The 25,446-nt window shown below is 40.3% G+C and carries 18 protein-coding genes; 5 read left to right on the forward strand and 13 right to left on the reverse strand.

What is annotated here, in order from left to right:
* Window positions 1-127: 127 nt before the first annotated feature.
* The gene (locus NBC122_RS09620) at window positions 128-1,411 is read left to right on the forward strand and encodes an alginate export family protein (protein ID WP_133440166.1); all 1,284 of its coding nucleotides are present in this window, start codon (window positions 128-130) and stop codon (window positions 1,409-1,411) included.
* Between the two features lie 179 nt (window positions 1,412-1,590).
* On the opposite strand, the gene NBC122_RS09625 is transcribed toward NBC122_RS09620, so the two are convergent.
* Window positions 1,591-2,031, reverse strand: coding sequence for a PepSY-like domain-containing protein (locus NBC122_RS09625; RefSeq protein ID WP_133440167.1), 441 nt, complete (start codon window positions 2,029-2,031; stop codon window positions 1,591-1,593).
* Window positions 2,032-2,639: 608 nt separating this feature from the next.
* On the opposite strand from NBC122_RS09625, the gene NBC122_RS14670 reads away from it, so the two are divergent.
* Both NBC122_RS14670 and NBC122_RS09630 read left to right on the forward strand, forming a co-directional pair.
* The gene (locus NBC122_RS14670; protein WP_262709552.1) at window positions 2,640-2,768 is read left to right on the forward strand and encodes a hypothetical protein; all 129 of its coding nucleotides are present in this window, start codon (window positions 2,640-2,642) and stop codon (window positions 2,766-2,768) included.
* Between the two features lie 29 nt (window positions 2,769-2,797).
* Entirely contained in the window at window positions 2,798-3,898 is a 1,101-nt protein-coding gene (locus NBC122_RS09630; protein ID WP_133440168.1) for a Fic family protein, read from the forward strand.
* 190 nt (window positions 3,899-4,088) lie between these two features.
* Here the strand turns inward: NBC122_RS09630 and NBC122_RS09635 are convergent, their stop codons facing one another.
* The 12 genes from NBC122_RS09635 to NBC122_RS09690 all read right to left on the reverse strand — a co-directional run bounded on the left by NBC122_RS09635 (window position 4,089) and on the right by NBC122_RS09690 (window position 23,426).
* Entirely contained in the window at window positions 4,089-7,145 is a 3,057-nt protein-coding gene (locus NBC122_RS09635; RefSeq protein WP_133440169.1) for an efflux RND transporter permease subunit, read from the reverse strand.
* A gap of 656 nt (window positions 7,146-7,801) precedes the next feature.
* The gene (locus NBC122_RS09640) at window positions 7,802-8,728 is read right to left on the reverse strand and encodes an efflux RND transporter periplasmic adaptor subunit (protein ID WP_133440170.1); all 927 of its coding nucleotides are present in this window, start codon (window positions 8,726-8,728) and stop codon (window positions 7,802-7,804) included.
* Window positions 8,728-9,987, reverse strand: coding sequence for a TolC family protein (locus NBC122_RS09645; RefSeq protein WP_133440171.1), 1,260 nt, complete (start codon window positions 9,985-9,987; stop codon window positions 8,728-8,730). The genes NBC122_RS09640 and NBC122_RS09645 overlap by 1 nt, the downstream gene beginning before the upstream one ends.
* Before the next feature lie 94 nt (window positions 9,988-10,081).
* Window positions 10,082-11,335, reverse strand: a complete 1,254-nt coding sequence (locus NBC122_RS09650) for a sensor histidine kinase (RefSeq protein WP_133440172.1) — start codon at window positions 11,333-11,335, stop codon at window positions 10,082-10,084.
* Window positions 11,332-12,009 carry a response regulator transcription factor gene (locus tag NBC122_RS09655; RefSeq protein WP_133440173.1) on the reverse strand — a complete coding sequence of 226 codons (678 nt, stop codon included), beginning with the start codon at window positions 12,007-12,009 and terminating at the stop codon, window positions 11,332-11,334. The genes NBC122_RS09650 and NBC122_RS09655 overlap by 4 nt, the downstream gene beginning before the upstream one ends.
* Before the next feature lie 360 nt (window positions 12,010-12,369).
* Window positions 12,370-14,493, reverse strand: coding sequence for a Tex family protein (locus NBC122_RS09660; protein ID WP_133440174.1), 2,124 nt, complete (start codon window positions 14,491-14,493; stop codon window positions 12,370-12,372).
* A gap of 638 nt (window positions 14,494-15,131) precedes the next feature.
* Window positions 15,132-16,415 carry an amidohydrolase family protein gene (locus tag NBC122_RS09665; protein ID WP_133440175.1) on the reverse strand — a complete coding sequence of 428 codons (1,284 nt, stop codon included), beginning with the start codon at window positions 16,413-16,415 and terminating at the stop codon, window positions 15,132-15,134.
* Between the two features lie 20 nt (window positions 16,416-16,435).
* Window positions 16,436-19,414 (reverse strand): amidohydrolase family protein, encoded by a 2,979-nt coding sequence (locus NBC122_RS09670; RefSeq protein WP_133440176.1) that lies wholly within the window; start codon window positions 19,412-19,414, stop codon window positions 16,436-16,438.
* A 571-nt stretch (window positions 19,415-19,985) separates the two neighbouring features.
* Entirely contained in the window at window positions 19,986-20,813 is an 828-nt protein-coding gene (locus NBC122_RS09675) for a GLPGLI family protein (RefSeq protein ID WP_133440177.1), read from the reverse strand.
* A gap of 254 nt (window positions 20,814-21,067) precedes the next feature.
* A complete protein-coding gene (locus tag NBC122_RS09680) occupies window positions 21,068-21,988 on the reverse strand; it encodes an alpha/beta fold hydrolase (protein WP_133440178.1) in 921 nt (306 codons plus the stop codon).
* A gap of 138 nt (window positions 21,989-22,126) precedes the next feature.
* Complete coding sequence (locus tag NBC122_RS09685) at window positions 22,127-22,837, reverse strand: hypothetical protein (RefSeq protein ID WP_133440179.1); 711 nt, start codon at window positions 22,835-22,837, stop codon at window positions 22,127-22,129.
* A gap of 208 nt (window positions 22,838-23,045) precedes the next feature.
* Complete coding sequence (locus tag NBC122_RS09690; RefSeq protein ID WP_133440180.1) at window positions 23,046-23,426, reverse strand: YkvA family protein; 381 nt, start codon at window positions 23,424-23,426, stop codon at window positions 23,046-23,048.
* Window positions 23,427-23,784: 358 nt separating this feature from the next.
* Between NBC122_RS09690 and NBC122_RS09695 the strand changes: the two genes are divergently transcribed.
* The gene (locus NBC122_RS09695) at window positions 23,785-24,537 is read left to right on the forward strand and encodes a CHAD domain-containing protein (protein ID WP_133440181.1); all 753 of its coding nucleotides are present in this window, start codon (window positions 23,785-23,787) and stop codon (window positions 24,535-24,537) included.
* A 187-nt stretch (window positions 24,538-24,724) separates the two neighbouring features.
* Window positions 24,725-25,396: a hypothetical protein gene (locus tag NBC122_RS09700; RefSeq protein WP_133440182.1), complete on the forward strand. Its 672-nt coding sequence runs from the start codon at window positions 24,725-24,727 to the stop codon at window positions 25,394-25,396.
* Window positions 25,397-25,446: the final 50 nt, after the last annotated feature.

The raw sequence follows: 25,446 nt of genomic DNA on the forward strand, positions 1-25,446 counted from the left end.
CTTTTCGCAGGATTTCAGTTTTTCTGATGGTATTCACGAAACAGTTTCCCGCTTTATAATTAATTTCGCATCAGTTTAAATAAGACTTTTTTGTCTTAATAGAAATCCAACCTTGAAAATCATCATCATGAAGAAACAGATTTTTACATTTTGTGCCTTGTCCTTTTTTACGTTTTCAGCAAAAGCTCAGACCGACAGTCTGAAAATTAATCTGGATTTCCGAACCCGCGCTGAACTCGATAATGGCTATAAAACTTTAATCCCGGAAAATAAAAAACCCGAAACCAATGTTTTTTCAAGAGCACGACTGGGCGTGGATTATTACTGGAAGGATCTGGAACTCTTTATTTCCCTGCAGGATGCCAGGGTTTGGGGCGAAGTTTCCTCGACCAATCAGCGCAGCGGAACCCTGAATGTGAATGAGGCCTGGGCAAAATATAATTTTAATAAAAATGCAGCATTAAAGATTGGCCGTCAAATTCTTTCTTACGATGACGAAAGACTGCTCGGCGCTTTGGACTGGCAGATGCAGGGCCGGAGTTTTGACGCGGCGAAAGGAATTTTCCGCCTCAGTCCGCAATCGAAACTGGAAGCGGTGGTGACCTATAACAATGACGATAACGATGCGAACGATCTGCCGGACAGAGAATTGTACAGCATATTGGATTCCGGTGAAAGAACGAAATCGATGCAGATTCTTCATTATCAGTATCTGTGGCCAAAAGCCAGTCTTTCCTTTATCGGTCTCAATAATGTCGTTCAGCATCTGAACGGTACGCATTACGATATGTTGACCGTCGGAATGAATGCTAAAAAATACTTCGGAAACGTTGGTTTCTTTGGTTCTGCTTATTGGCAGACCGGTAAAAATAGTTTGGCACAAAGCAAAAATGCTTATCAGTTTTCAGCAAACGTCGATTTTATTCTGACTCAAAATGCCAATATTATTTTGGGTACCGAATGGCTTTCAGGATCGGATTATAATGGAGATGTTTCCAAAAATAATTCGTTCAGCCCGCTCTACGGAACAAATCATAAGTTTAATGGCTTCATGGATTATTTTTTCGTCGGCAATCATTTCAACAGCGTAGGCTTGAAGGATTTTTATCTAAAATCTCATTTCAAGTTGAATCCAAAAGCTTCTCTGGCTTTCGATCTTCATGCGTTTACCGGCAATGCGGAATTGGGATATGATGTGGCGAATAATAAAGAATACTCCCGGTATTTAGGAACAGAAGGTGATGTGGTCTTTACGTACAAAGTCGCCAGTATTTTCACCATGCAACTGGGGCACTCTCAAATGTTTGCGACCGACGGGATGAAATATCTTAAAAACGTTGCAAATCCCGCATCAATGCAAAGCTGGACCTGGCTGGGTCTTAATTTTATGACACGGTTCAAAGTGAAATAGGATTTTTGCACAGATAATGGTTTTTCACCGCAAGGCAAACGGATTAAAATTGCAGTCTTTTTTAGAGGCATCTCAAATCCAATTCATCAATATCAAGTGTGAAATAATTTTGAATCTCCCTTTAGCGAATGAAAAAAATAAAAGGCAATCCTGGAATAGAATTGCCTCTAAGAATAATTTTAGTCTTTTTCAACCACTAATTTCTGAAAATTTCCATTGTGGTCAAACAATAGGTCGCCGCTTTTCACCTCGGCTTCATAAATTACAGAACCGTCAGTTTTTACAATTTTTGCCGCTTCTTTTATTTTACCATATTTTTTTGCCGCAACATAAGAGATGATGTTTTTCGGTAATTCGCTGATTTTCAAAGAAGTTTCAGTTTCTTCTTTCATGCCTTTTGGATTGTAAGTGGCAGAAGTTTCCTTACCGTTCAGTTTAAATTCTGCTTCATACGTTCCGTGCTCATCATCCCATTTTACTTTTTTCACCTGCGGGAAATCTTTTTTAAAGGCGTTCTTCACCGCTACCGGTACTTCACCGCCTTTATTCATTTGTTGTGCAGTGATGGTTCCTGCGCCAAGTGCTAAAACAAATGACATTATTACGATTGGCTTTTTCATTTTGAAATATTTTTATTTTTCGGACTGAATGTATTTCAATCTCTCCTACAAAAGTGCCCCGCCAATCTGTAGAGAATCTGATTTTTTATCTCCTTATAAAAAGTTTAACATTTAATTAATATCCGACATTTTTTTTCTTATACTAAGAATTGTTTAACTACGAAGTCACAAAGTTATTCTTCCTTCTTTTTAGTTTTTTAAAATTTCTGTTGAAAAGTCAATGAAGTTTGCGCATTATAATTTCCGGTGGAAAACTTAATTTTCTTAACTTCTTAATTGATTCTTAATGGTTCAATTTCCAATGATAGTTTTAGATTTTTAACCATTGTGCTTCCTGTTTTTTAGTTTTTTAAAATTTCTGCTGAAAAGTCAATGAAGATTTGCGCATTTATAATTTCCGGTGGAAAACTTAATTTTCTTAACTCCTTAATTGATTCTTAACGGTTTAATTTCCAATGATAGTTTTAGATTTTCAACCACACAAGTCACAAAGTTATTCTTCCTTTTTTTTAGTTTTTTAAAATTTCTGTTGAAAAGTCAATGAAGATTTGCGCATTTATAATTTCCGGTGGAAAACTTAATTTTCTTAGCTCCTTAATTGATTCTTAATGGTTCAATTTCTGCTGCCGCGCGATTCTATCGCGTGGTTACAGAATATCCTTATCGCCTTTCCTTACAGCTCCATCCACGGTGCGGTGATTAAACTCCATAATCACCGCAAAATATACGGAGATTAATCACTATATTTACAGCATAATCCTTAACGATGGCAGTATATATCCACCAATTGAAGCAATGGCCCCACTTTTCTTGGCAGCCTGATGAGCTGATCAACCTGCTGGCAGAAGTCCGTTACCTGCAGGGTAAACTCCTGGGGAAAGTAGAACTCTTGGGCTTCGAACTCAGAAACGAAGCGAACCTGGAAACCCTGATCCAGGATGTAGTAAAATCATCAGAAATTGAAGGGGAACTCCTTAATCCTGAACTCGTGCGTTCCTCCATTGCAGTTCATCTGGGTTTGGATTACAAAGGAAAAGAAAACAAAGACCGGCATATTGATGGAATCGTTGAAATGATGTTGGATGCAACACAGAATAACGATAAATCACTAACTGACGAGCGTTTGTTTGGCTGGCATTCCGCATTATTTCCCGCCGGAAGAAGCGGCATGTATAAAATTGAAGTAGCGAAATGGAGGACAGGGGAGATGCAGGTAGTTTCCGGAGTGATGGGCAAAGAAAAAATACACTTTGAAGCTCCGAGAGCTAATCTGCTGGAAAGTGAAATGCTGAATTTCCTCACGTGGTTCAATGAGGAGCAGAAGATGGATGACCTGTTAAAAGCGGGCGTAGCCCATTTCTGGTTCGTCACGATACACCCTTTCGATGACGGAAATGGTAGAATAGCACGCGCAATTGCAGATATGCAGCTTTCCAGAGCAGATCGGGTAAACCAGCGCTTTTACAGCATGTCAACCCAGATCAATGCTGATAAAAAATCATATTATCAAATCCTGGAGAAATCCCAGAAGAGCAGTCTGGATATTACGCAGTGGCTGGTTTGGTTTCTGAACTGCCTCAAAGAGGCCATTATAAATTCAGACGGAATCATCAGCAAAGTCATCACAAAGCATGATTTTATGGTGAAAAACAGTCCCGCCATCACCAATGACCGTCAGCATTTGGTCATCACCAAACTGTTGGATGGTTTTGAAGGAAATCTCACCACCTCCAAATATGCCAAACTGACAAAAAGCTCATCCGATACCGCCCTCCGCGACATCACGGACTTAATTGAAAAAGGCATCCTCCTCAAATCCGGTTCCGGCGGACGGAGCACCCATTACCAGTTGAATACGAAGGAATAAAATCACCGCTCGGCGACAGCAATTAAAATGCAAAAGAGAGGTATCTATGTATTTACAGCGTTTTTTGATTTCTTGTACCTGTGTTGAACCTCAGTGAGGAAAGAAAGTAAGGAAAGCAGCTATTTTAGGAAGTTTATCTACTTAGTATTTATTTTTAATTTTCTTCACTTCTTAATTGATTTTTGACGGTTCAATTGCTCTCTGTTTCTGCGTTTTTAGCTGAAGATTTTTCTTTAAAATTTAATTGATTTAAAAGCGTCGGAAAAACGATTAACAGCAAAGGCAACGCAATTGAAAAGCCACCAATAACCGCAATCGCCAACGGTTGGTGCATTTGTGCTCCGGTTCCAATTCCCAAAGCCAAAGGCATTAAGGCAATAATGGCCCCTAAAGCCGTCATTAATTTTGGACGTAATCTCGTACTGATCGCGTAAATCAGAGCATCTTCTTTGGATTTTTTCTCTAAAGTTTCTTCAAACTGCAGATAAGTGAAAATGGCATTTTCTCCGATAATTCCGACCATCATGATCAATCCGGTATAACTGCCGACATTCAGCGGTGTTCCGGTTATAAATAATAAAATAAAACTCCCCGAAATTCCTAAAACTGAAACCAACAATATTAAGAAAGCAACTTTTAAATTTCTGAAAAGAAACAAAATGGTCGTAAAAACGAGCAAGCAGGAAACGAATAAAATCAAAAGCAATTCACTGAAAGATTTTTGCTGTTCTGCGTAAGCGCCGCCGTAAGAAATACTGTAACCCGTCGGCAGTTTGATGTTTTTGTTGATTTCTGTTTGAATTTTTTTAATCGTTCCGCCCAAATCACCATTATCCAAACGTGCTGTTACCACGCCCATATTCTGCAAATCTTCGCGTTCTACTTCCGCCGTGCCTTCCAAAATAGAGACTTCTGCAAATTCTTTCAGCGGTTTCAGTTGTCCGTTGGGTAATGAAATCATGCTGTTTTGGATTTCCTGAAGTGACGCGTTTGATTGAGTATTATACAGAGTCCGGATCGGCGTGAACTGATTTTTATCAAATAAATCGCCGACCGTATTTCCGCTTAAAATCGTCTGTGTCTGGTATTGAAAATTCTGAGGCGAAATCTGATATTGCGCTAAAACAGGAAAATTCGGGGTAATCTGAATCGAAGGTCCTGCAATGATAATTCCGTCAAAAACATCGGCTGTTCCTGGGATTTTTCCCACAATTTTCGAAATTTGCTGCGAATATTTCTGAAGGGTAGGAACATCATTCCCGAAAATTTTGATCTCAATCGGTTGCGCGCTGCTCATTAAATCGCCGAGCATATCGGTAATAACCTGGCCGAAATCAACGGTCAATGGTAAACCCGTGGCTTCAATTTTACGTCGGAGATCGTCTGTAACTTCTGCTGTCGTTTGGGTTCTGTCTTTTTTTAGATTAATTAAATAATCGCCGCGGTTGGGTTCGGTAATGAAAAATCCCATTTGCGTTCCGGTTCTTCGGCTGTAGGCTTCCACCTGTGGATTGGCCTTAATTATTTTTTCCACTTCCCGAAGCTCGCGGTCGGTTTCCTCCAAAGAAGTTCCGGGTGGCGAATTGTAGTCCAGTATAATACTTCCTTCGTCCATATCGGGTAAAAATCCGGTGGAAATATTCGGAATAATGAAGGCCGTAATTACAACCAAAACCGCCATAAACACGTATGAAAAAACTGGTTTCCGGATGAAAAAGCCTACCCATTTTCTTTCTTTTACTTCGTGATGAACTTCTTTTTTTTTGGGTTTTCCTTTTTTAGATAAAAACAAATAAATCACGGGCAATAAAAGCCAGGTGACGAAAAATGAACTCACCAAGGTAATGATCATGGTATTCGTCATGACTTTGAAATAAGCACCGGCAACGCCACTCATCAGCATAAAAGGCAGAAAAATAACAATCGTACTCAATGAAGAACCCACCATGGCTTTCAATAAATAATTGACGGCTTTTTGGACTAAAGTGGTACTGTTTTCCTCCGGAAATTCTTCGTGTGTACGGTGAATTTGTTCTACAATGACAATCGCATCATCGATGATTAGACCAATTGCCGCCGCAATTGCGCCTAAAGTCATAATATTAAAAGTCGCACCGGTCGCATATAAAATAACCAGCGTTAAACAAATCGTCACTGGAATGGTGATCAAAATGGTGGCACTTGCTTTCCAGGATTTTAAAAATAAAATGGCGACGATAATAGCGAGCAAAAGTCCGATCCAAAGCGCATCTGTGACACTTTTGATGGAACTGTTTACAAAATCGGCCTGCACGTAATAAGGTTTTATCACCACCTCTTTGGGCAAAGTTTTCTGCAATTCGGCAATTTTGGTTTCCATCGCTGCAGAAACATCTACCACATTGGCATTGGGTTGTTGTATAACCGCAATTAAAATACTTTCAGTTCCGTTGGCGTTGACTTTGATAAATTGCTTGGCGGTGTGAACTTCAATTTTAGCAATATCTTTAAAATAGATCGCTCTGTTTCCATCATTTTTTAAGACCACATTCTGCAGATCTTCAAGACTTCGGATTTGGGAATTGGTCAGCGTTAAATACAGAAAATTATAATCGGAAGAAAAGCCGTTGGACTTGATGAAGTTGGTTTCATTCAGTGCAGTTTCAATGTCTTTTGGATTCAAACCCAATCTCGTCATTTTTCCCTGGTCGAGAATGGCCCAGAATTCTTTGTCCTGTCCGCCGATAATTCTAATGTCGCTCACGCCGTCAACCTGCGACAGAAAGGGTTTTATGGTATAAAGTGCCAATTGTTTCAGCGCAATGGGCGAAATCGAAGAAGCATTCAAAGAATAGCCCATCACCGGTAAAATGGCCGGATTCATTTTTTCTACGGTGATATTGATGTTTGGCGGCAGTTGATTTTTAATCTCATTAATTTTTGCCTCAATTTGCTGTTGGCTAAGGTCGATATTAGCATTCCAGTCCATAAAGGCGGAAATTTCACAGCTTCCTCTACTTGTGGTACTTTTCAGCAGGTGCAGATCGGGAATTTGTTTCACGGCATTTTCCAGCGGTCGCGTCACCGCAACGGTCATTTGGTCGACCGGCTGTTCTCCGGCTTCTGCGATGATTTTTATTTTCGGAAAAGTAATCTGCGGAAACAGGGAGGATTTTATTTTAGTATAGGAAAAAACGCCGCCTAAAATAAAAAGCAGAATCATCACCAAAAGCGGATTTTTATATCTTACAAAAAAAGAGTTTTTCATTTTAAACTGATTAGTTTTACAAATTCTTTCACTACAAAAATCACAAAAGCTTCATTTTTTAAAGATTAAATTTTTACTTTTTAAAGACCAAAAAACTTGTGCTTAGTTTTTTCATTCCGGAGAAATATAAACCACAAAAGTCACATAAGCTTCATTTATTAAAGATTAAATTTTCACTTTTTAAAGACCAAAAAACTTGTGCTTAGTTTTTTCATTCCGGAGGAATATAAACCACAAAAGTCACCAAAGCTTCATTTTTTAAAGACTAAATTTTTACTTTTTAAAGACGAAAAACTTCTGCTTAGTTTTTTCATTCCGAAGATATCAACCACAAAAGTCACAAAAGCTTCATTTATTAAAGATTAAATTTTCACTTTTTAAAGACCAAAAAACTTGTGCTTAGTTTTTTCATTCCGGAGAAATATAAACCACAAAAGTCACATAAGCTTCATTTTTTAAAGATTAAATTTTTTACTTTTTAAAGACCAAAAAACTTCTACTTAGTTTTTTCATTCCGAAGATATCAACCACAAAAGATACATTCTTGAAGTACTGTTTTATTGCTTTTTAAAGACCACTTCATCGTTAATTTTGTGAACTTTAAAACATCATGCTTTTAACTTTACCTTTTGTGACTTTTGTGGTTATACAGGGTTTTACGGCTCAATTTTCACTTTTGCATTATTTTCTAAACCGTAATTTCCGGAGGTGATAATCTGGTCTTTTAAACTGATATTCCCTGAAATAATTTGTACGTAACTGTTATTTTCAGTGCCTTTTACAATGTTCACTTTTACGGCGGTATTTTTATCTTTTAATTTCATGATCCAAAATTGGGTCTGCGTTTCATCGGTTAATACAGCACTTTTCGGAACGTACAATCCGGTTTGGCTGTTTTGCCGTTTCAGACGGATGGTCACAATTAAACTTTCAGGAATAGCAATATTGTCGTTGGGTTTTACCAAAACCTTTTCGGTTTGTGAAATGGGATCAACACCTGGTAACAATTTTGCAATATGACCGTAAATCGTTTTTCCGTCCGGTAAATTAATTTCCAGATTTTTATTATTGATGAGCATTTCATGGTATTCATAAGGCACATTCATCACCAATCCGAAACTTGATGAATCGGTAATTCCCGCTAAAATTTCACCTTCCTGCACATAATCTCCAATCTGGTGATTTAGAGCATTGACGAATCCCGTTGCCGGACAAGTCACCGTTGTAACGCCCGAAAAGCGAAAAGAAGGATCCAGTTTATTAATGGTATTTCCTAAAGCGCGCGATTCTTTGGTCTGCACAGAAAATAAAAACTGCCCTTTTTTTACCGCATCGCCCAGATTAATTCTCACGTTGGTAATGTATCCTGTCGCGTTCGCTTTTACATCCGATTTTAATAAATAAGTCGCAGTTGCATTAATGGAAATGTCATTATTAATGGAAAGTGTATCTGTCGGAAAAGCTACTGAAACTGGTGTTGCAGCGTTTACTACAGGTTCCTGCGCAACCGTTTCCGACTTTTTCTTGCAAGAAATCATTAAAATCGAAATCAGAAAAATGGTAAATATTTGAAGGGATTTCATTATTGTAGAATTATATTTTCATAGTGATTTTCAAGTCTTAAAACCTGCATTCTGTATTGCAAAAGTCCAATTTTCAAAGTTGTATAGTTGGTGATTGCCAAAATAAAATCGACCATTTTCACGTCGCCGGTCGGCAGCTGTTTCAGGTTGGCTTCAATCAAAGTTTGGGCGTATTTCATCTGTGTATTCGCAAGACTGATCATATCCCGGTATTGCCGGATTTGGGCTGTAAGCTGCGCTTTTTGCTGCTCAAACTGTTTCTGCTCAAATTGGGTGTAGTTTTTCCGCGTGTTGAGTTCTATTTTTTTCTGTTCCAGGGAAAGCTGTCTTTGATGACCATCATAGATTGGAACCGTTAAAGAAATTCCGGCGCTGACTCCGAAGTTTTTGTACGGCGTTTGAATTAAAGCTGAAGAGTAACCACCATCGGCAAAAACTGAGATTTTCGGCTGGTAATTATAATTGATCAATTGCAGGTCATTGGCCAGTTTCAGACTGTCTGTACGAAAAGTTTGGGCATAAATACTTTCTTCAAAATCGGGTTCCATTTTCTTATTAAAAGTCGGCGGCTCTAAATCCGGCAACTGCTTTTCATTATTTCCGGAAAGGTATTGCAGGAGTCCAAAATTATTTTGAAAATCTGCGAAATGTTGCTTTTGGAGCAGTTCATTTTGCTGTTGCGTTACTTTAAAAGTCAGGTAATCCGTTTGTCGGAAGACGGATTGCTGGGTCAGTTTCTTTAAAATTACATCTTCCTGTTGAAAAATATGAATGATCTCCTGATCGATTTTCGTTTGCTCCTGGCTTTCATACGCCAAAAGGTATTGTTCTGTAACCGCTTTTTTCAGCGTGAGCGCGGAAAGATTTTTTTGATTTAATAATTGCTGAACCGTCAGTGAAAAGGAATTGAGTTTTGCCTGAAAGTTTTTTTTGCTGACGAAATCGCGTGAAACTCTACCTAAAAGAGCGAGATTCTTTCCGTTGATGGTGGAATTCCCATCGTAGCCCCAGTTATTGATTTGTGGCGAATAGGAAGCGTCAGCAATTCCGATAACTTTGAAACCGTATTCGCGCTGCATTTTGATGCTGTCTATCGCCGTAATGCTGATCTGATTTTTTAAATCCTGTAAATTCGGATTAGTCTGCTGCGCGGTTTCTAGATAGTAATCAAGCGTATTTTTGCTTTGTGCCCGGTATCCTGAATGTACCAGAAACAAAAGCAGGAGCACTGCTATTTTCAGTTTTTTTTGGAAAGCCATGGTTAACAGAATCTAGAAATTATCTATCAAAATTACTGTTTAATTCTGTACATAATCTGAATTTCTAAAAAAAAACTAAGAAAACGCCGGGCAATTATTGCCGATTTAAAATAAACTGATGTTGATGGTTTTCAAACTGATATTTTAAATCTAAATGAAATGCAGCCGCGATTTCTTTCGCGATTTCCAGGCCTAAACCGTTCCCTTTTTCGTGCGTGTTTTGGCGCTGAAACCGTTTAAATAATTGGTGTTGATCCAGAGCAGATCCTTCTGCATGGTTAGCAATTTTCAGTTCGTTTTTATGAATGATGACTTCCACTTCACTTTCCTGAGGCGCGTACTTTAAGGCGTTAAAAAATAAATTCCCCACTAAAATTTCAGCCAGACCGAAATCAATTTCCACGATAAAAACTTCGGAAAAATCTTTTTTAAGGCTAAGGTTTTTAAATTTGATCTGTTCCTGATAATTTTTAATATAAGTATCGACAATAAGATTAAAATTAACGGGTTGAATATTGGTGAACTGTTTATTTTCAATTTTAGAAAGAAGCAAAAGTGCCTGATTCAGTTTGCGCATTCTGGTGGTGGCAGTCGAAATATCGTTCAGGATTTCTGCCTGCTGCTCCGTAATAAAATCGGTTTGCCAGAAGAGTTCAATATTATTCTGAATGATGGCCAGCGGCGTTTGCAGTTCGTGGGACGCGTTTTCGGTAAATTCTTTTTGCGACTGAAATACTTTTTTGTTGGTCGCGGCTAACTCGTTCAGTGAATCATTCAGATCATTGAGTTCATTAATTTTGCCCCGAGCCAGATGCAAACCTTCCGCATGATCTACGCGGAATTTCTTTAACTGGTCCAAAGTATGGTAAAAAGGTTTCCAGACTCTTTTTTTTACCTGGATGTTGATCAGCAGTAAAGTCGCGGTAAGTGCCACAAAAACCGAAATGAGGAGATAAAGAATGCTTTTCATCAAATCTTCACTTTCAACCAAAGACTGGCGGATCCTGACATTAAAAGTGCCGTCGGTTGTTTTTACAGGAAATTCAATAATGCGGTAGCTCTCGATCTCGTCATCTTCTTTATGATAGGGATCGCTGGTGAAGATTTTTTCCGGCAGAAGTTGTCGGGGATTTTTTTCAATACTGATTCTGTCGTCAAAATTCACGAAATTTTCTGAGGGCAACAGTTGAAGTTTTTTGCTTATACCTGTTTTTTGAGCTGCTAAACTTTCATCGATATTATTGATTAAAACATTTTGAATGGCGACGTAAAAAAGCGGTATGGAAATCAGCATGACCAAAATCGTAACGCCGATGTAGCGCAGAGAAATATAGTGCGTCAGTTTCATAATGCTTCTAATTTGTATCCCATTCCGTACACCGATTTGATGCAGTCTTGTGCACCAATAGCCGCTAATTTTTTCTTAATGTTTTTGATGTGGGCATACAGAAAATCAAAATTGTCGAAGAACTGAATATTGTCTTCTGCAATATGTTCTGCAATGGCATTTTTAGAAATGATTCTGTTTTTATTGACGGCAAGGTAGAGGAGGATATCAAATTCCTTCCGCGTGAAATCGATGGGTTTTCCCTGAAAAGAGATCAGTTTTGCTTCCGAATGAATCTCTAAATCATTGACGGTAATGGAGGAGTTTCCTTTGAAATGTTTTCTTCTGATCACGGCAGAAATCCTAGCGCCCAATTCGGAAAGGTGAAAAGGTTTCGCCAGATAATCGTCCGCTCCCAACTGTAAACCGCTGATTTTATCATCTAAAGAGTTTTTAGCCGAAATAATGATGACGCCATCCGATTTTTTATTCTCTTTCAGTTGTTTTAAAAGTTGAAGACCGCTGCCATCGGGCAAAGTGAGATCCAGCAAAATACAGTCGTATTCGTATAATTCTAATTTTTCCTGTGCAGTTTCAAAATTTTCCGCCAGATCGCAGCTGTATTTTTCGTTCTTCAGATACGTTAAAATACTTTTGCTCAACTGCCTTTCATCTTCGATCAATAAAATTTTCATAGCAATTTTTTAGAAAATTAAGTTTTAAATCTGAATAAAATCTGAATTAAGTTAAAAAAATCCCCGGCATTTTAAAACAGAAAGCAATCCTTTGCCAAGCGAAGCGCCCTTGCGCCTTTTTCAGAAGCGTGTTGGAGCTGTCTTGCCTCTTTGCGTTAAAAAAAGAATCACAAAATCACACTAAATATCTTCCACTTTCCTGTCAGATTTTAAACAGTCCCTTTGCCAAGCGAAGCGCCTTTGCGCCTTTTTCAGAAGCATGCTGTAGCTGTCTTGCGCCTTTGCGTTAAAAAAAGAATTACAAAATCCTTTTTCAGAATTATGTTGCACCTGTCTTGCATCTTTTCTTTAAAAAAAGAATCACAAAATCATCGTCAACTGAACTCTTTTCCTGTCCTCATCAACTTCCACCACTTTCACCTGAACATGCTGATGCAGTTTTACCACTTCATTCACATCCGAAACGAAACCTTCTTTAAGCTGGGAAATATGAACCAAGCCGCTTTCTTTAATTCCCAAATCTACGAAACAACCGAAAGCGGTAATATTATTCACAATTCCGGGGAGAATCATGCCGGGTTTTAAGTTTTTAATGCTTTTCACCGTTGGATCAAATTCAAACACTTTAGCCGCTTTTCGGGGATCCAGTCCGGGTTTTTCCAGTTCTTTTAAAATGTCTTTAATTCCTAAAATCCCTATGGTTTCGGTCACGTATTTTTCAGGAGCAATGGTTTGAATTTTTCCTTTATTCGCGATCAGGTCGATGGTTTTTAAACCCAAATCTTTCGCCATTTTTTCCACGATTGCATAAGCTTCCGGATGAACCGCTGAATTATCCAAAGGATTTTTTGCATTCGTAATTCTGATAAAAGCTGCGGCCTGCTGGTAAGCTTTTTCGCCCAAACGCGGTACTTTTTTCAATTGCTTCCGGTCTTCAAAAGCCCCGTTTTCTGTGCGGTAATTCACGATGTTTTCTGCCATTTTTTCGCCGATTCCCGAAACGTAACTCAATAGAGATTTGCTTGCGGTATTTAAATTAATGCCAACAGAATTCACGCATTTCATTACCGTAGAATCCAGTTCGTTTTTCAATTGTGTTTGATCGACATCGTGCTGATATTGTCCGACACCAATCGATTTTGCATCAATTTTTACGAGTTCAGCCAAAGGATCAGACAGCCTTCTTCCGATCGAAATCGCGCCTCGAACGGTTACATCAAAACTGGGGAATTCATCTCTCGCAATTTTACTTGCTGAATATACCGATGCGCCGGCTTCGGAAACGATGAAAACTTGAGGCGGTTTATCGAAAGCGATCTTCTTAATAAAAAATTCAGTTTCGCGACTGGCCGTTCCGTTTCCGATCGAAATCGCTTCAATATTAAAGGAATTCACAAGGGACCGGATTTTCTTCATCGCCATTCCCGCTTCGTTTTGCGGCGCATGGGGATAAATGGTTTCATTGTGCAGCAGATCTCCTTTTTCATCGAGGCAAACGATTTTGCATCCGCTTTTGAAACCGGGATCGACCGCTAAAATCCGCTTTTCGCCCAATGGGGGAGCGAGCAGCAATTGCCTCAGATTTTCTGCAAATATTTCGATGGCTTTCTGATCGGCTTTTTCTTTCGCTTCCTGCAACGTTTCGTTGGAAATAGCGGGCTCCAGCAATCTTTTGTAACTGTCTTTGATGGCTAAAGAAATCTGATCTGCAGATTCATTATTTGATTTAATGAGGGACTGTTCTATAAAATCAATCGCTTCTTCTTTATCGATTTCTATTTTGGTTTTCACAAAACCTTCCGTTTCTGCACGCAGCATCGCCAACAGCCGGTGAGACGGGATTCTGTTCAGGCTTTCTTGCCAGTCGAAATACTGTTTGAATTTCTGCGCAGTTTCCTCTTCCAATTTGCTTTTCACCACTTTTGAAGAAATGAGCGCCTTTCGCTGAAAAAGCCGGCGCAGGTTTTTCCGCACGTACATATTTTCATTGATCCATTCTGCCATAATATCTCTTGCGCCCTGCAAAGCTTCTTCTTCCGAACTCACCTTTTCATTCAAATATTTTGAGGCTAAAAACGGTAAATCATTGGCATTCTGGCTCATGATTATTTTTGCCAAAGGTTCCAGGCCTTTTTCTTTCGCAGCATCGGCTTTTGTTTTGCGCTTTTTTTTGAAAGGCAAATACAGGTCTTCCAGTTCCTGAAGATCGAAACTTTCCTCAATTCTTTGCTTTAAATTGGGGGTTAAAGCGTTCTGTTCTTCAATTGATTTCAGAATACTTTCTTTCCGTTTGATGATTTCATCAAACTGTTTATTCAGTTTTGAAATTCCTTCGATTTGAACTTCATCCAGATTTCCGGTGGCATCTTTCCGGTAGCGCGAAATGAAGGGAATGGTGCAGTCTTCTGCCAGCAGTTTCAAAGTAGCACTGATGTTTTTCTCAGAGAGATTGAGGGATTTTTGGATAAAACCGGTCGCCGTCATAATAGAGTTTTAAGACCGCTAAAATAGGGAGAATTATGGGAACGAATCAAGAGGGAACAGGGAAAAGGAAAAGATAAGGGTTGACATTGCTTTGACATTCCTTTGACTTTCATCTATCTGAAATCTTTGTGAACCGGAAAAAAGAGAAAAAAAAGGACGTTTATAAATAAAATATTTGCGTCTTGGGGTGAAAAATTACATGATGATTAAAGAAGGAATTGAAACACAAATGACACTAATTGTTTTCATAAATGACACTAATATTAATGGAAAAGTTTTTAAATATGTATTAAAGATTTTAATTATTTTATGGATGTCCGTAATTAGTAATAATTGTAAAGCCTTTGTGAACTTTGCTAAGTGAAACGCCTTTACCAATGGTTTCTTTATATTTTTAAAAGGAATTGGTGAATCTTCGATTTGCGAACTTAAAAAAAAGAGTGTAAACTTGGTGTTTGTAAATAAAATCTTTGCGAACCTTTGCGTTAAAAAATTACATTATAATAAAAACTGATCTACATAAATTATTTTGAAAGAAATCCAGAGCTATCATCAAATCAGCTTCAGTATACTGCGGACTTGCGTGTAAAAAGCTTTGTCAAAGTTCCTGACTTTGACAAAGCTGAAATTTTTAAACATCACTCCGCAGCTGAATATTTCTCCTTATATCTTTTGTAAAGCTCTTTCTGCTGGTTGTTGAGGTCGATCTGGCGGCCGTCGATAAAGGCTTCGGTGACATTGTTGGTGAGCTGGTCCAGCGCATCACCGTCGGAGATGAAAAGGGTGGCGCTTTTGCCCACTTCCAGACTGCCGTAATCTTTGTCGATGGCTAATATTTTCGCCAGGTTCAGTGTGATGCTCTGCAGGGCTTTCTCTTTATCGAGGCCATACGCCGCGGTGGTTCCGGCAAGAAAAGGCAGGTTTCGGGAGTCGGAGAAATCCTTTCTGGCGCTGTAATCCAGTCCGTGCAGGATTCCTTTGTCGGAAACCAGTTTGGCAAATTCGTAAGGAAGTCTTGGCGAAGTGGATTCGTTGGGCGGCAGTGAATGCGGATTGCTGATGATGAGCGGGAAACCGCTTTTTTTAATGTCATCCAGAACACTTTCAAGACTTGAATCGCCCAGAAGTACCGTCTTTTTCACGCCATAATCCTGAGCGAACTTAATGACTTCCAGTGCTTCATTGGCACCTGAAACATCGGCAAACAAAATTTTATCACCGTTCAGCACGGGAGCAATGGCTTCCAGTTTATAATCTTTAACGCCGTTTTTGGGTTGGTACGCTTTGGCTCTGGCAAACAGGGTTTTCAGTTCCCGGATGGAAGCATCGCGCCGTTCTTTCATTTCCTTATTCCTTTTTTCATCGGTGAACTTGCGGTTCGCCGGCCAGGAAAGATGGAGCACATTATCGGTGGCCACCACGGCGTCCTGCCAGTTCCAGCCGTCGAGATTCATCACAGAAGAAGTTCCTTTCAGGATTCCGCTTCCCAACACGGGCTGAGCCAGAAGCACGCCATTGGTACGGACGGTCGGGATAACGTGACTGTCGGTGTTGAAGGCGATTAAAGTCCGTACTTCCGGCATGAAGCCGTTGGATTCTACGAAATCCACCGTGGCTTTGGTCGCGGATACTTCGACCAGTCCAAGGGAATTATTGACCAGGATAAAGCCCGGATAGACCTGTTTTCCGGAAGCGTTGATCACTTTGGCGTTCGCAGGGATGGGCGAATTGATGCCGGTGATTTTTCCGTTGTCGAAAACAAGGGAAGCATTCTGAAGTACCGTGCCTGTCCCGGTGTGCAGGGTGGCTCCTGTAATCGCTACAGGAACAGTCTGCTTCGGAGCGGGGGCAGGCCGCTGGGCCGAAACCGCTCCGGAAATGAACAGGGTGAATGAAAGTATTTTGAAGACTGATTTTTTCATGTTCTGATTGTAATTTCTAATTAATGGGAATGGGATTCGTGTTCTTCGCCTTCTAAAGTGTCGCAGTGATAAAGGGTGCGTTGCTTTTTCTCTGTACTCTGCGTATTTCCTTTTTTGGCGTCGTCGGAGAAGAGCATTTTCTGAATGATTCTGTTCTTTTCGTCTTTCACCATTTTGTCCTTCAAGGGCTGCTGTGCAGCGTCGAAATAGAGGATTCCGTCTACAAAGGTTTTATCCACGGTGGCGTAAATACTGAGCGGATTATTGGTCCATAGCACCAAATCGGCATCTTTACCTGCTTCGATGCTTCCGACTTTATGGTCGATCTGCAGCATCTTTGCCGGATTCAGCGTAACCATTTTCCAGGCTTCTTCCTGAGGTACATTTCCATATTTTACGGTTTTTCCAGCTTCCTGATTGAGTCTTCTCGCCATTTCCGCGTCATCGGAATTGATGGCCACGTTCACGCCTGCCTGCATCATCAGTGCGGCATTGTAGGGAATGGCTTCCCGCACCTCTTCTTTATATGCCCACCAGTCGGAGAAGGTGGAGGCATTGGCGCCGTGTTTCTTCATCTTGTCGGCGACTTTATAACCTTCAAGAATATGAGTAAAGGTCTGCACCCTGAAATCAAACCGGTCTGCCACATCCATCAACATATTGATTTCACTCTGCACATAGGAATGGCAGGTGATAAACCTTTTATCCTTCAGGATTTCCAGCATCGTTTCCAGCCTGAGGTCTTTTCGGTAGTTTTTGTTGACGGCTTTCTCTTTTTCGTATTCCAGTGCCCGGGTGAACCAAAAGTCGAATGCCTGCTCGACACCACCTCTGGACTGCGGGAAGCGGTTTGGGCTATTGCCCCAGTTGCTCTGTTTTACATTTTCGCCCAGGGCAAATTTAATATAAGGTTTTGCCTGTGGAAACCGCATGTTTTCAGCATCTTCACCCCACCGGAATTTCACCATAGAGGCCTGTCCGCCCACTGGATTGGCAGAGCCATGAAGCTGCTGCGCCGAGGTTACCCCTCCGGCAAGCTGTCTGTAAAAATTAACATCATCGGGATCGATGGCATCGCTCATGCGGACTTCGCCGGAATTGTTGGTTCCCGATTCATTCACGCCCCGGGAAAGTCCGATGTGGGTATGTTCGTCGATGATTCCGCTGGTAAGGTGGAAATTGGTTCCGTCGATTACGGCAGCGTTTCCTGGAGAAAGCCCCTGTCCGACCTGCACGATTTTCCCTTTGGAAACTTTTACATCGGTATTCTTTGCAATGCCTTTACTGCTGTTGGTCCATACCGTGGCATTTCTGATCAGATAGTCTTTCTGAGCGGGCAGCGTTTCTGCGCCAAAAGCAGAGAACGGATACCATATTTTTCCTGGTTCGTCAGCTTTGGCGATGTCTTCTTTCTTTGCTTCAGGTTCGAAAGCTTTGACAAAACTGATGGTGAACGGCACACTGTGTCCGTCTTTATCCATAGCAGTACCGGTTCGGTTTTTGAAATCCGTCAGTGGCAGCATGATGCGGTAATTCTGCAGCGAATCATTCGGAAGTTTCAGTTCCATGGCCATTTTATAATCGGCCACAGCGATTTTTACTTTTCCTTTTTTATCGCTTTGGATAATTTCGGCTTCCGGCTTGGTAATCTTTCCTTTGATCTTAAGGTCGTAGGTCTGGCTGTTGAGCTGTACCCTGTAATCGCCGCGCACATCGGTGTCTGGACTTCTGTTGATGATGTTCTGTTTTCCGGAAACCCAGTTTTCATAGATCACGGCTTCCTTCGCGAAAAGGTCATCTGAAACCATAATGAAATTGGCCAGTGAACCTTGGTTGAGGTTTCCGAGTGACGTGACCTGAAGGATTTGCGCCGGCTTTTGGGTCAGCGACTGCAGGATTTCTTCTTTGGAAAGCCCTTTTTTGTTCAGGTCCCGGAGTTTGTCGAGAAAGGATGCCTTATCTTTCAGTTTAAACATCGTCAGCGCGAAAGGAACTTTTTCTCTGGCCAGATATACCGCATTGTAAGGTGCCAGTTCCCAGTGTTTCAGGTCTGCGACATCCAGGTCTTCGGGGTTCATCATGTCCTGTACCTGGTAAGGTTTGGGGTATTCCAGCGGAAGGATGAAGGTGCCGTTGGTCGCCTTCATTTCTTTCACCCTCTGGTATTCGGTTCCGGAGCCCACAAAGACAAACTGTGTTGCGGCTTCGTCCCCGATATTATCGGCGCGCAGTACGTCCCACTTTTCAGAAGTTTCAATGATGGTGGGCAGTTTCTTAAAGCGGTTGAACGCTTCGAGGTTGGTATTTTTATTTTCAGCATTGCCAGCTTTCCCATACCAGTCAGCATCCAGATACAGCTGACGCAGCAGCGCCACAGCACCCACGAGTGAGGAAGGGTAGGCCTGCCGTGAACTTCCTTTGTCCAGGGACAGCATGAGTCCTGCATCTTCTTTAATGACCTTTTCCGAAGAAATACCTTCGCCCAGAGCGATAAGTACGGCGGAGCCCCGGACAATGCCGTCCTCGTTGAAGCTCAACACCGAACCGAATCCCTGATTCAGATACTCCTGAAAGTCTTTGCCCTGATTGGTAAAGGTGCTTACGGCGCGTGCATCGGCTTTCACCGCGTCATTGTACGCAGATGAAGTGGCGTCTGTGGGCAGGTAAGAACTGCCGGGATTGTACTCGTTGCGTTTGGCTTTTTCGACGCCCACACTGGCATACGGATCGATAAACGAAGGATAGACGAAAGCGCCGTGGCCATCGATCACCACTGCATTTTTTGGAATGCTGACCTTGCCGGAAGCCAGGATTTTGCCTTCCTGAAAGACCAGAACCGCATTTTCGACTTTCGTTTTGTAATCCTGATAGAGGGTGATGTTTTTTACCGCATACACGCTGCGGTCTTTTCCTTTGGTATCATTGGGCCAGTAGCCGACCTGGGCAGACCCGGCCACAAAGATGCCGGCTGCCACAACAGAGAGTAATTTCCTGATCATGAAGTTTAGTTTTCAGAAGTTGGTTAAACGGGCAAATTAATAAATATTTACCACTTAGCGTGCATTATCCGCAGAAAAAAAACACAGGTGTTAATGGGGTAGGAGGCATAAGGTTGGATTTTGTGAATGTTTTATATAACAGATCAAGTAACCGATGGGGAAGGTGATGATGTGAAAACAGAGGTTTTTCACGAAAAGATCCAGTCATTCAGTCCACAGCAGCAGTTGTTAGAAAATGTGGTTTTTCTTTATTGCTGATTCTGCAGCCTGCTTCCTGGATCGTGTTTTAGCAAAGTAAAAGCAGTCCTTTTGGAAAACTGCTATAATGATCTCTATTTTAAAAATGATAACTTCATAGACGGTCAAAAAAGTGTAGGCTGTCCCAAGTGAAGTTGAAGGATTCGACGGGCTTTACCTCTTCTTTTTTATTTTTTCTAAGGAATCGGTGATTATTTAATTCATTTGCGTTCGGTGAATCTTCAATTTCTTGTTTTGCAGATAAAAACGACCTTAGGCCGAGCCGAACTGAGCGAAGCTAAAGCTTGGTTATTATCTGCTGTGTTTCTTATATTTATTTGTTTTCAAAATTCGGCTTTGAATCTTTTTCTATATAAATGTAGCGACCTTTTATTCCATTTTGTAACATCGTTTTTTTTCGATTTAGTTCGTCAATAGATTCGACAGTTTCATTTTTAAAAGATGTTTTTTCACCACTTTTTATTTTGTCAGAAAACATCCGTTGTGGATTTTGAAAAATTTCCTCAATATATTTATTAAACTTTTTATCAGTTATTGGAAGTGCTAGTTGACCATAATGAGTTTCTAAAAATTCATTTGTATCATAGGTTTGATGTGATTTTTTGTTTTTTACGAGTTTGTAGACAAAATTCTTTTCGGAATCTTCTAGTAAAAAAATCATTCCAGGTAAACCGCGAAATTTGTAAGGTCCTTCAGAAATATTTACATCATTCGAAAACCAAGCTGTCCACTTTCTTCCTCCAAATTCTGTCGTGGCTTTTTGAAGCTTATAATCATTGTACATTTGAGTTTCAGAAAATAATATCCATTTCATTTCGTCATCTGTTTTCTCAATAAAATAATCGAAGAAATCACGATATCTATTATTTCTAAAAGAATTGGGTTGGCGAACAACTATTTGATCAGTTTTTGTACTGTAACGAGAAACTGATTCGCCTGCATTTTTATTTATTGAATCATAGTCAATAAAATCGTAGTCATAAAATTTTGTAGAAGTAGGATTTATGTCCAATGCCATTAAATTTTTTCGATAATCTTCACTTGAATTATTTCTGTAGTTTAATTCGTAAATAAATCTGTTAGTTTGAGATTTGCAAAAAATACTTGCAATCACAATAAATAGAAAAAAAGTTTTATTCATTAAATTTTATTTTTAAAATGTAATCTTGTTTAACATAACAGATAACTCGTTTACAGGTAAAATAAAATCACACAAAGCCATCCCAACCCGGTTGTATAAGTATGATAATCGCAATACCTTATTGCTCTGCTAAAATTAGGAAAAATCTTTTACAAACCATCAAACGGTCTTTTTTATCTGCGGTAGGTTTCCGAGGACATTGATTGGTGGTCCTGGACAATTCAATATCAGCGTTCGTGGCCGCAGCAGGATGATCAGCCTTTTTTGCGGGTAAATGAAAATACGGTCTTCAGGAACTCGTCATTGTTTTCGTAATACAGCAGATGACCGCCATTGATTTTTGCTACGCGCTGATTAGGGAATCTGAACAGTTTATAATGGTCGGGACCTACGGCATGATCCTGTGTTCCGGTGATGACCAGAACGGGAACTTTTATTCCCGGAGTCAGCTTTGTAAAATCTCCATAATATTCGTCCATAGACCATACGGTGTCTCGGAATCCATTCTCGTCGGGTCTCTTTTCGTCGATTTTATTCAGGATGTCCATGTTTTGCGGACTGTCCGTCAGCAGTTTATACATCAGTCCTTTCTCATTCAGAAGCCCCATCGCTTCCGAAAGGGCGGCCATGAACTGTCCGTCTTTTATTTCAATATGACTTCCTGTAAGCTGGTTGGCGTAAGCCACCTGGCCGATCACCGAATCGTTGAGGTAAAGCGTACTGTTGACCAGAATCAGCCCTTTTAGATGACTGCCGTATTTTGCCGCGTAACTGGCAGCGATAATACCGCCAAAAGAATGCGCCATCAGATACACTTTTTTCGAACCCAGCTGTTTCCGGATATCTTCAATATCTTCCACCATTCTGTTCACGGAATAATCATTGGTTACCGACGCCAGGGAGCGGCCGCTTCCACGCTGGTCGTAATACACCATTTTCAGGCGGCTTTCTAAATTTTTACCTTTCAGGTTTTCAAAAGAATCGCTCCACATCCCGGGACCGCCATGAACATAAATGCACAGATCGCCACTGCCCGAAACCTTGGTGAAAAGTTTGGTACCGTCTGAAGTTTCAGTATAATACGGAGCTGCAGAATCTGGCTTTTGAGAAAGGGTCTGGGCGAAAAGTAAATGCGCCAACAGAATAAATACTGCGGAAAGATGAGTTTTTTTCATATGAATTGAATTTTGAGGCGGGCAGGAACCCGCTGTTACTGTTATTGTTTTTTAGGATGGTAAAGATCAATAATGGGACGCGTACTGCGCAGGTGATGGCGCGAAGCAGATCCCATAGATGGTTTCGCTTCATTTCCTTTATTGAAGGGTCCGGTGCGGTATCTTGTCTTTGAGGAAAATATAATGATCATCCCCCGTCAGAAAAAGAATTTTCTTGTTTCTGTTTTTTGCGATGATCTTTTTTATGTTTTTCAGCAGTTCATCATTACGCTGGTCATAAAAATCGGTTACCCTTTGATGAACGCTTCCGCGGAGGCTTTCTGCGAGGCAGTTATAAAACTTTCCGGTAAGTTCGCCGTCGTTACTATTCAGAATCTCTGGCAGGCTTTTCGTTTTCAGAATGGGGAGCCGCTCCGTGTTGAAATGGCTGCATTTTGACTTTTTATTGAAATAGACCGTATCTTCTGCAAGTGCTTTTTCATATATTTTAATGGGGGCGGTTTCCTTCCAGTAATTTTCTGGAATGGGTTTTCCTTCGATATCGCTTCCCAGCCAGTCAAATCCTTCTGTTTTTATTTGGGGAAACCACTGCTTCATCATCCACATTTCGTACGGATAATTCTTTTTCAGATAAAGGGAATCCTGCATCATGTCTTCGGGCCGTATTTCTACCGCAATGAGGTCAGGCTTCAGTTCAGCTGCTTTTTCTCTCAGGTGGCGGTAACTGTACTGGCCGTTAATCTGATGAAGCGTGTGAAGGGTAGGGAGCAGATACACTGTAGGGTTATTCGTTTTGCAGCTGTATAAAACGGTACATGCACCAAAGAAAATAAAAAATTTATGAATCATTTAATGGGGTTCGTTTAATTTTAAGAGGCAGATTTTCAATAACTGCTGATTTGTAGTATCAGTAGATTTTTTGTTACAGATTAATTCTGAAAAATAAGTCTCATTGAACGGAGCCTTGAACCGGACGATTGGGAAAGGTTTCCTTAAAAGAAATGGAGGTTTTTCCGCCGGTTTCGATGGACGGATTCTCTTTTATTACAGGTGTTATTTAGAAATCAAACCATTGCCGGGCGTACCTGAAAAGGACAAATAGGAGATAACCATACAACAATATGACTGGCAATGCAGAATACCATTTCGTAGGCAGTTTTTCTTTACTGTCGATTTTACTTTTAATGTCGTCCAGCACATATTGGGGGATCAGCCGTAAAGTTGCTCTGATGAGCAGCGGAACAATAATCAGATCGTCCAGCAAGCCTAATACCGGTATGAAATCAGGAATCAGGTCAATTGGACTCAGCAGGTATCCCACCGTAAGTGTTGCCAGTAATTTGGCTGCCAGTGGCGTCCGCCTGTCAAACAGCGCATAGTAAATCGGAACGGTTTCCTGCTTTAATTTTTTTATGTTTTCTTTTAACGTACTGAACATCCGCGTAAAAGTAGAAAATTATGACGGTATTATGGTGACCATGCAAAAGAATCTGCGATTTCGGGCAGCAGCGCAGGATTCTTCATTGAAAAAATAATTTTCATTTATGAAATGCAAGCGTTTTTTAAGCCAAAAAACTCATGCTTATGGTAAAGTTTTATAAAGCCACACGGTACCATCGCGGGGAATTGACTGTTGTTTCCATGAAATTCTGCCGTACTGAATATACAGATTTTACCCGTTTTATTGAGATAATTTGGTTAATTTTGATCATCATAAACGGAGGTTTTTTCACAGGCCGATGTTATGAACAAGGTGGTTAAGATTCGGTTGTCCAATAATTTAAATATAAAATATAATGGAAAAGAATTTATTAAAATATTATATTTTTAAACGCCTTGAGTCGGTCGGAAAGCATCTTTCAGCATATCCAAACGACAGAAAGCCCAAACATATTCATGGGTTACGCCTTGATATAAAGATGATAAAGGCGGTGTTTTCTTTTGCCGGAAAGGTTTATCAGCAAAAATATGACGCCACCAGGCTAAGACCATTATTTCGGGAAGCAGGAAAAATACGGGTGAGCGGAATAAGTATCCCTATGTTGGCCAGTGATTCAGGTATTCCTAAAAAGCTCATTTCAAGGCTGCAAAAGAAAGAAGATCTTCTGGTTCGCAGTTTCATCAGCAATTGTTCAAAATACACCTTTCTTATCCGGGATTTCCGCAAAGAAATTTCCCTGCCTGAAAAATTACCCGGCAACAACATCATTAAGAAATACTTTAAAAATGAAATAAAGAAAGCCACTCAGCTTCTCAAGTTGAAAGACCGGGAAAAGATGCACCGCTACAGAATGAAAATAAAGAAAATCATGTATTTATATAACGCTTTGCCTCCTGAAATTCAAAAAAAAATTCACCTGAATGAGGCCGAAATTAAGAAGCAGGAAAAAAAGCTGGGCAAATGGCATGATACCTATTCTGCCATGAAGTTTCTTTCGCCCGGATATCTGCTCATGGAGGAATCACCTGGTTTTTCAAACATAAAAGAAAAGGAAAAAAAACAGTTCAATGCCCTGTTCGCCTACCTGAAGAAAAAAAGCATCCGGTAAAGCCTTTCGAACCCTGTTTATTTTTGCAAAGCGTTTGCGTAGCCTTTATTGAATTTGTTGATTTTTAAGAAAATATTTGGATTGCAGTTAATGTTTAGTTAAATGCATTGTTTAATTTGTAATTAATGGTAGCGTACGTTGTAACTTTACTTTTTAAATACATTTTATTAAACTAAAAACAACAACCATGAAAATTTTAAAAACAATGCTCAATCCGTTGAGACCGGCTTTAATGTTATTGCTGCTGATTCCTTTCAGTACTGTTTTTGCACAGAATACAGATCAGAAAATGAAGTTGGATAAAATCGTAGAAACAAGCTTTGATGTAAAGGATTTCAACGTCTGGAAGCCCCTGTTCCTGAAAGATTCTTTGCAGCGCAAACAGAATGGAATGAACACCATTATCATCAGCTCCAGGGTGGGGGAGCCCAATAAGATGATGAATGTGGCGACCGTAATGGATGTGGAAAAAGCCAAAGCTGCTATGAAAGACCCTGCTTATCTGGAAAGAATAAAAATGAGAGGCGTCTCTAATCCCAAAGCAGAATTTTATCAGGTCATCCGGCATAATCCCGATGCAAAGGAATCCAAATGGGCGATTATGACGCATAAGGTTAAAGATTTTGATGCCTGGTTGATAGGCTTCGACCAAGGGAAGCCGATGCGCGAGAATGCCGGATTAATTGATGCTTTGGTCGCACGCAATATTGATGATCCCATGATCGTGCAGGTCGTTTGTGATATAACGGATATGGCGAAAGCAAAAGCTTTTATGAATTCTCCGGTACTAAAGGAAAGAATGAAAGAAGCCGGCGTTATCAGCAAACCTACTGTTGAATATTACGAATCAAGAGAGTAATCCTGATCATTTCATGAAAATATTTTAACTCATTCAGGATATTTTGGTAT

This window comes from Chryseobacterium salivictor (genome assembly GCF_004359195.1).
Classification (GTDB): domain Bacteria; phylum Bacteroidota; class Bacteroidia; order Flavobacteriales; family Weeksellaceae; genus Kaistella; species Kaistella salivictor.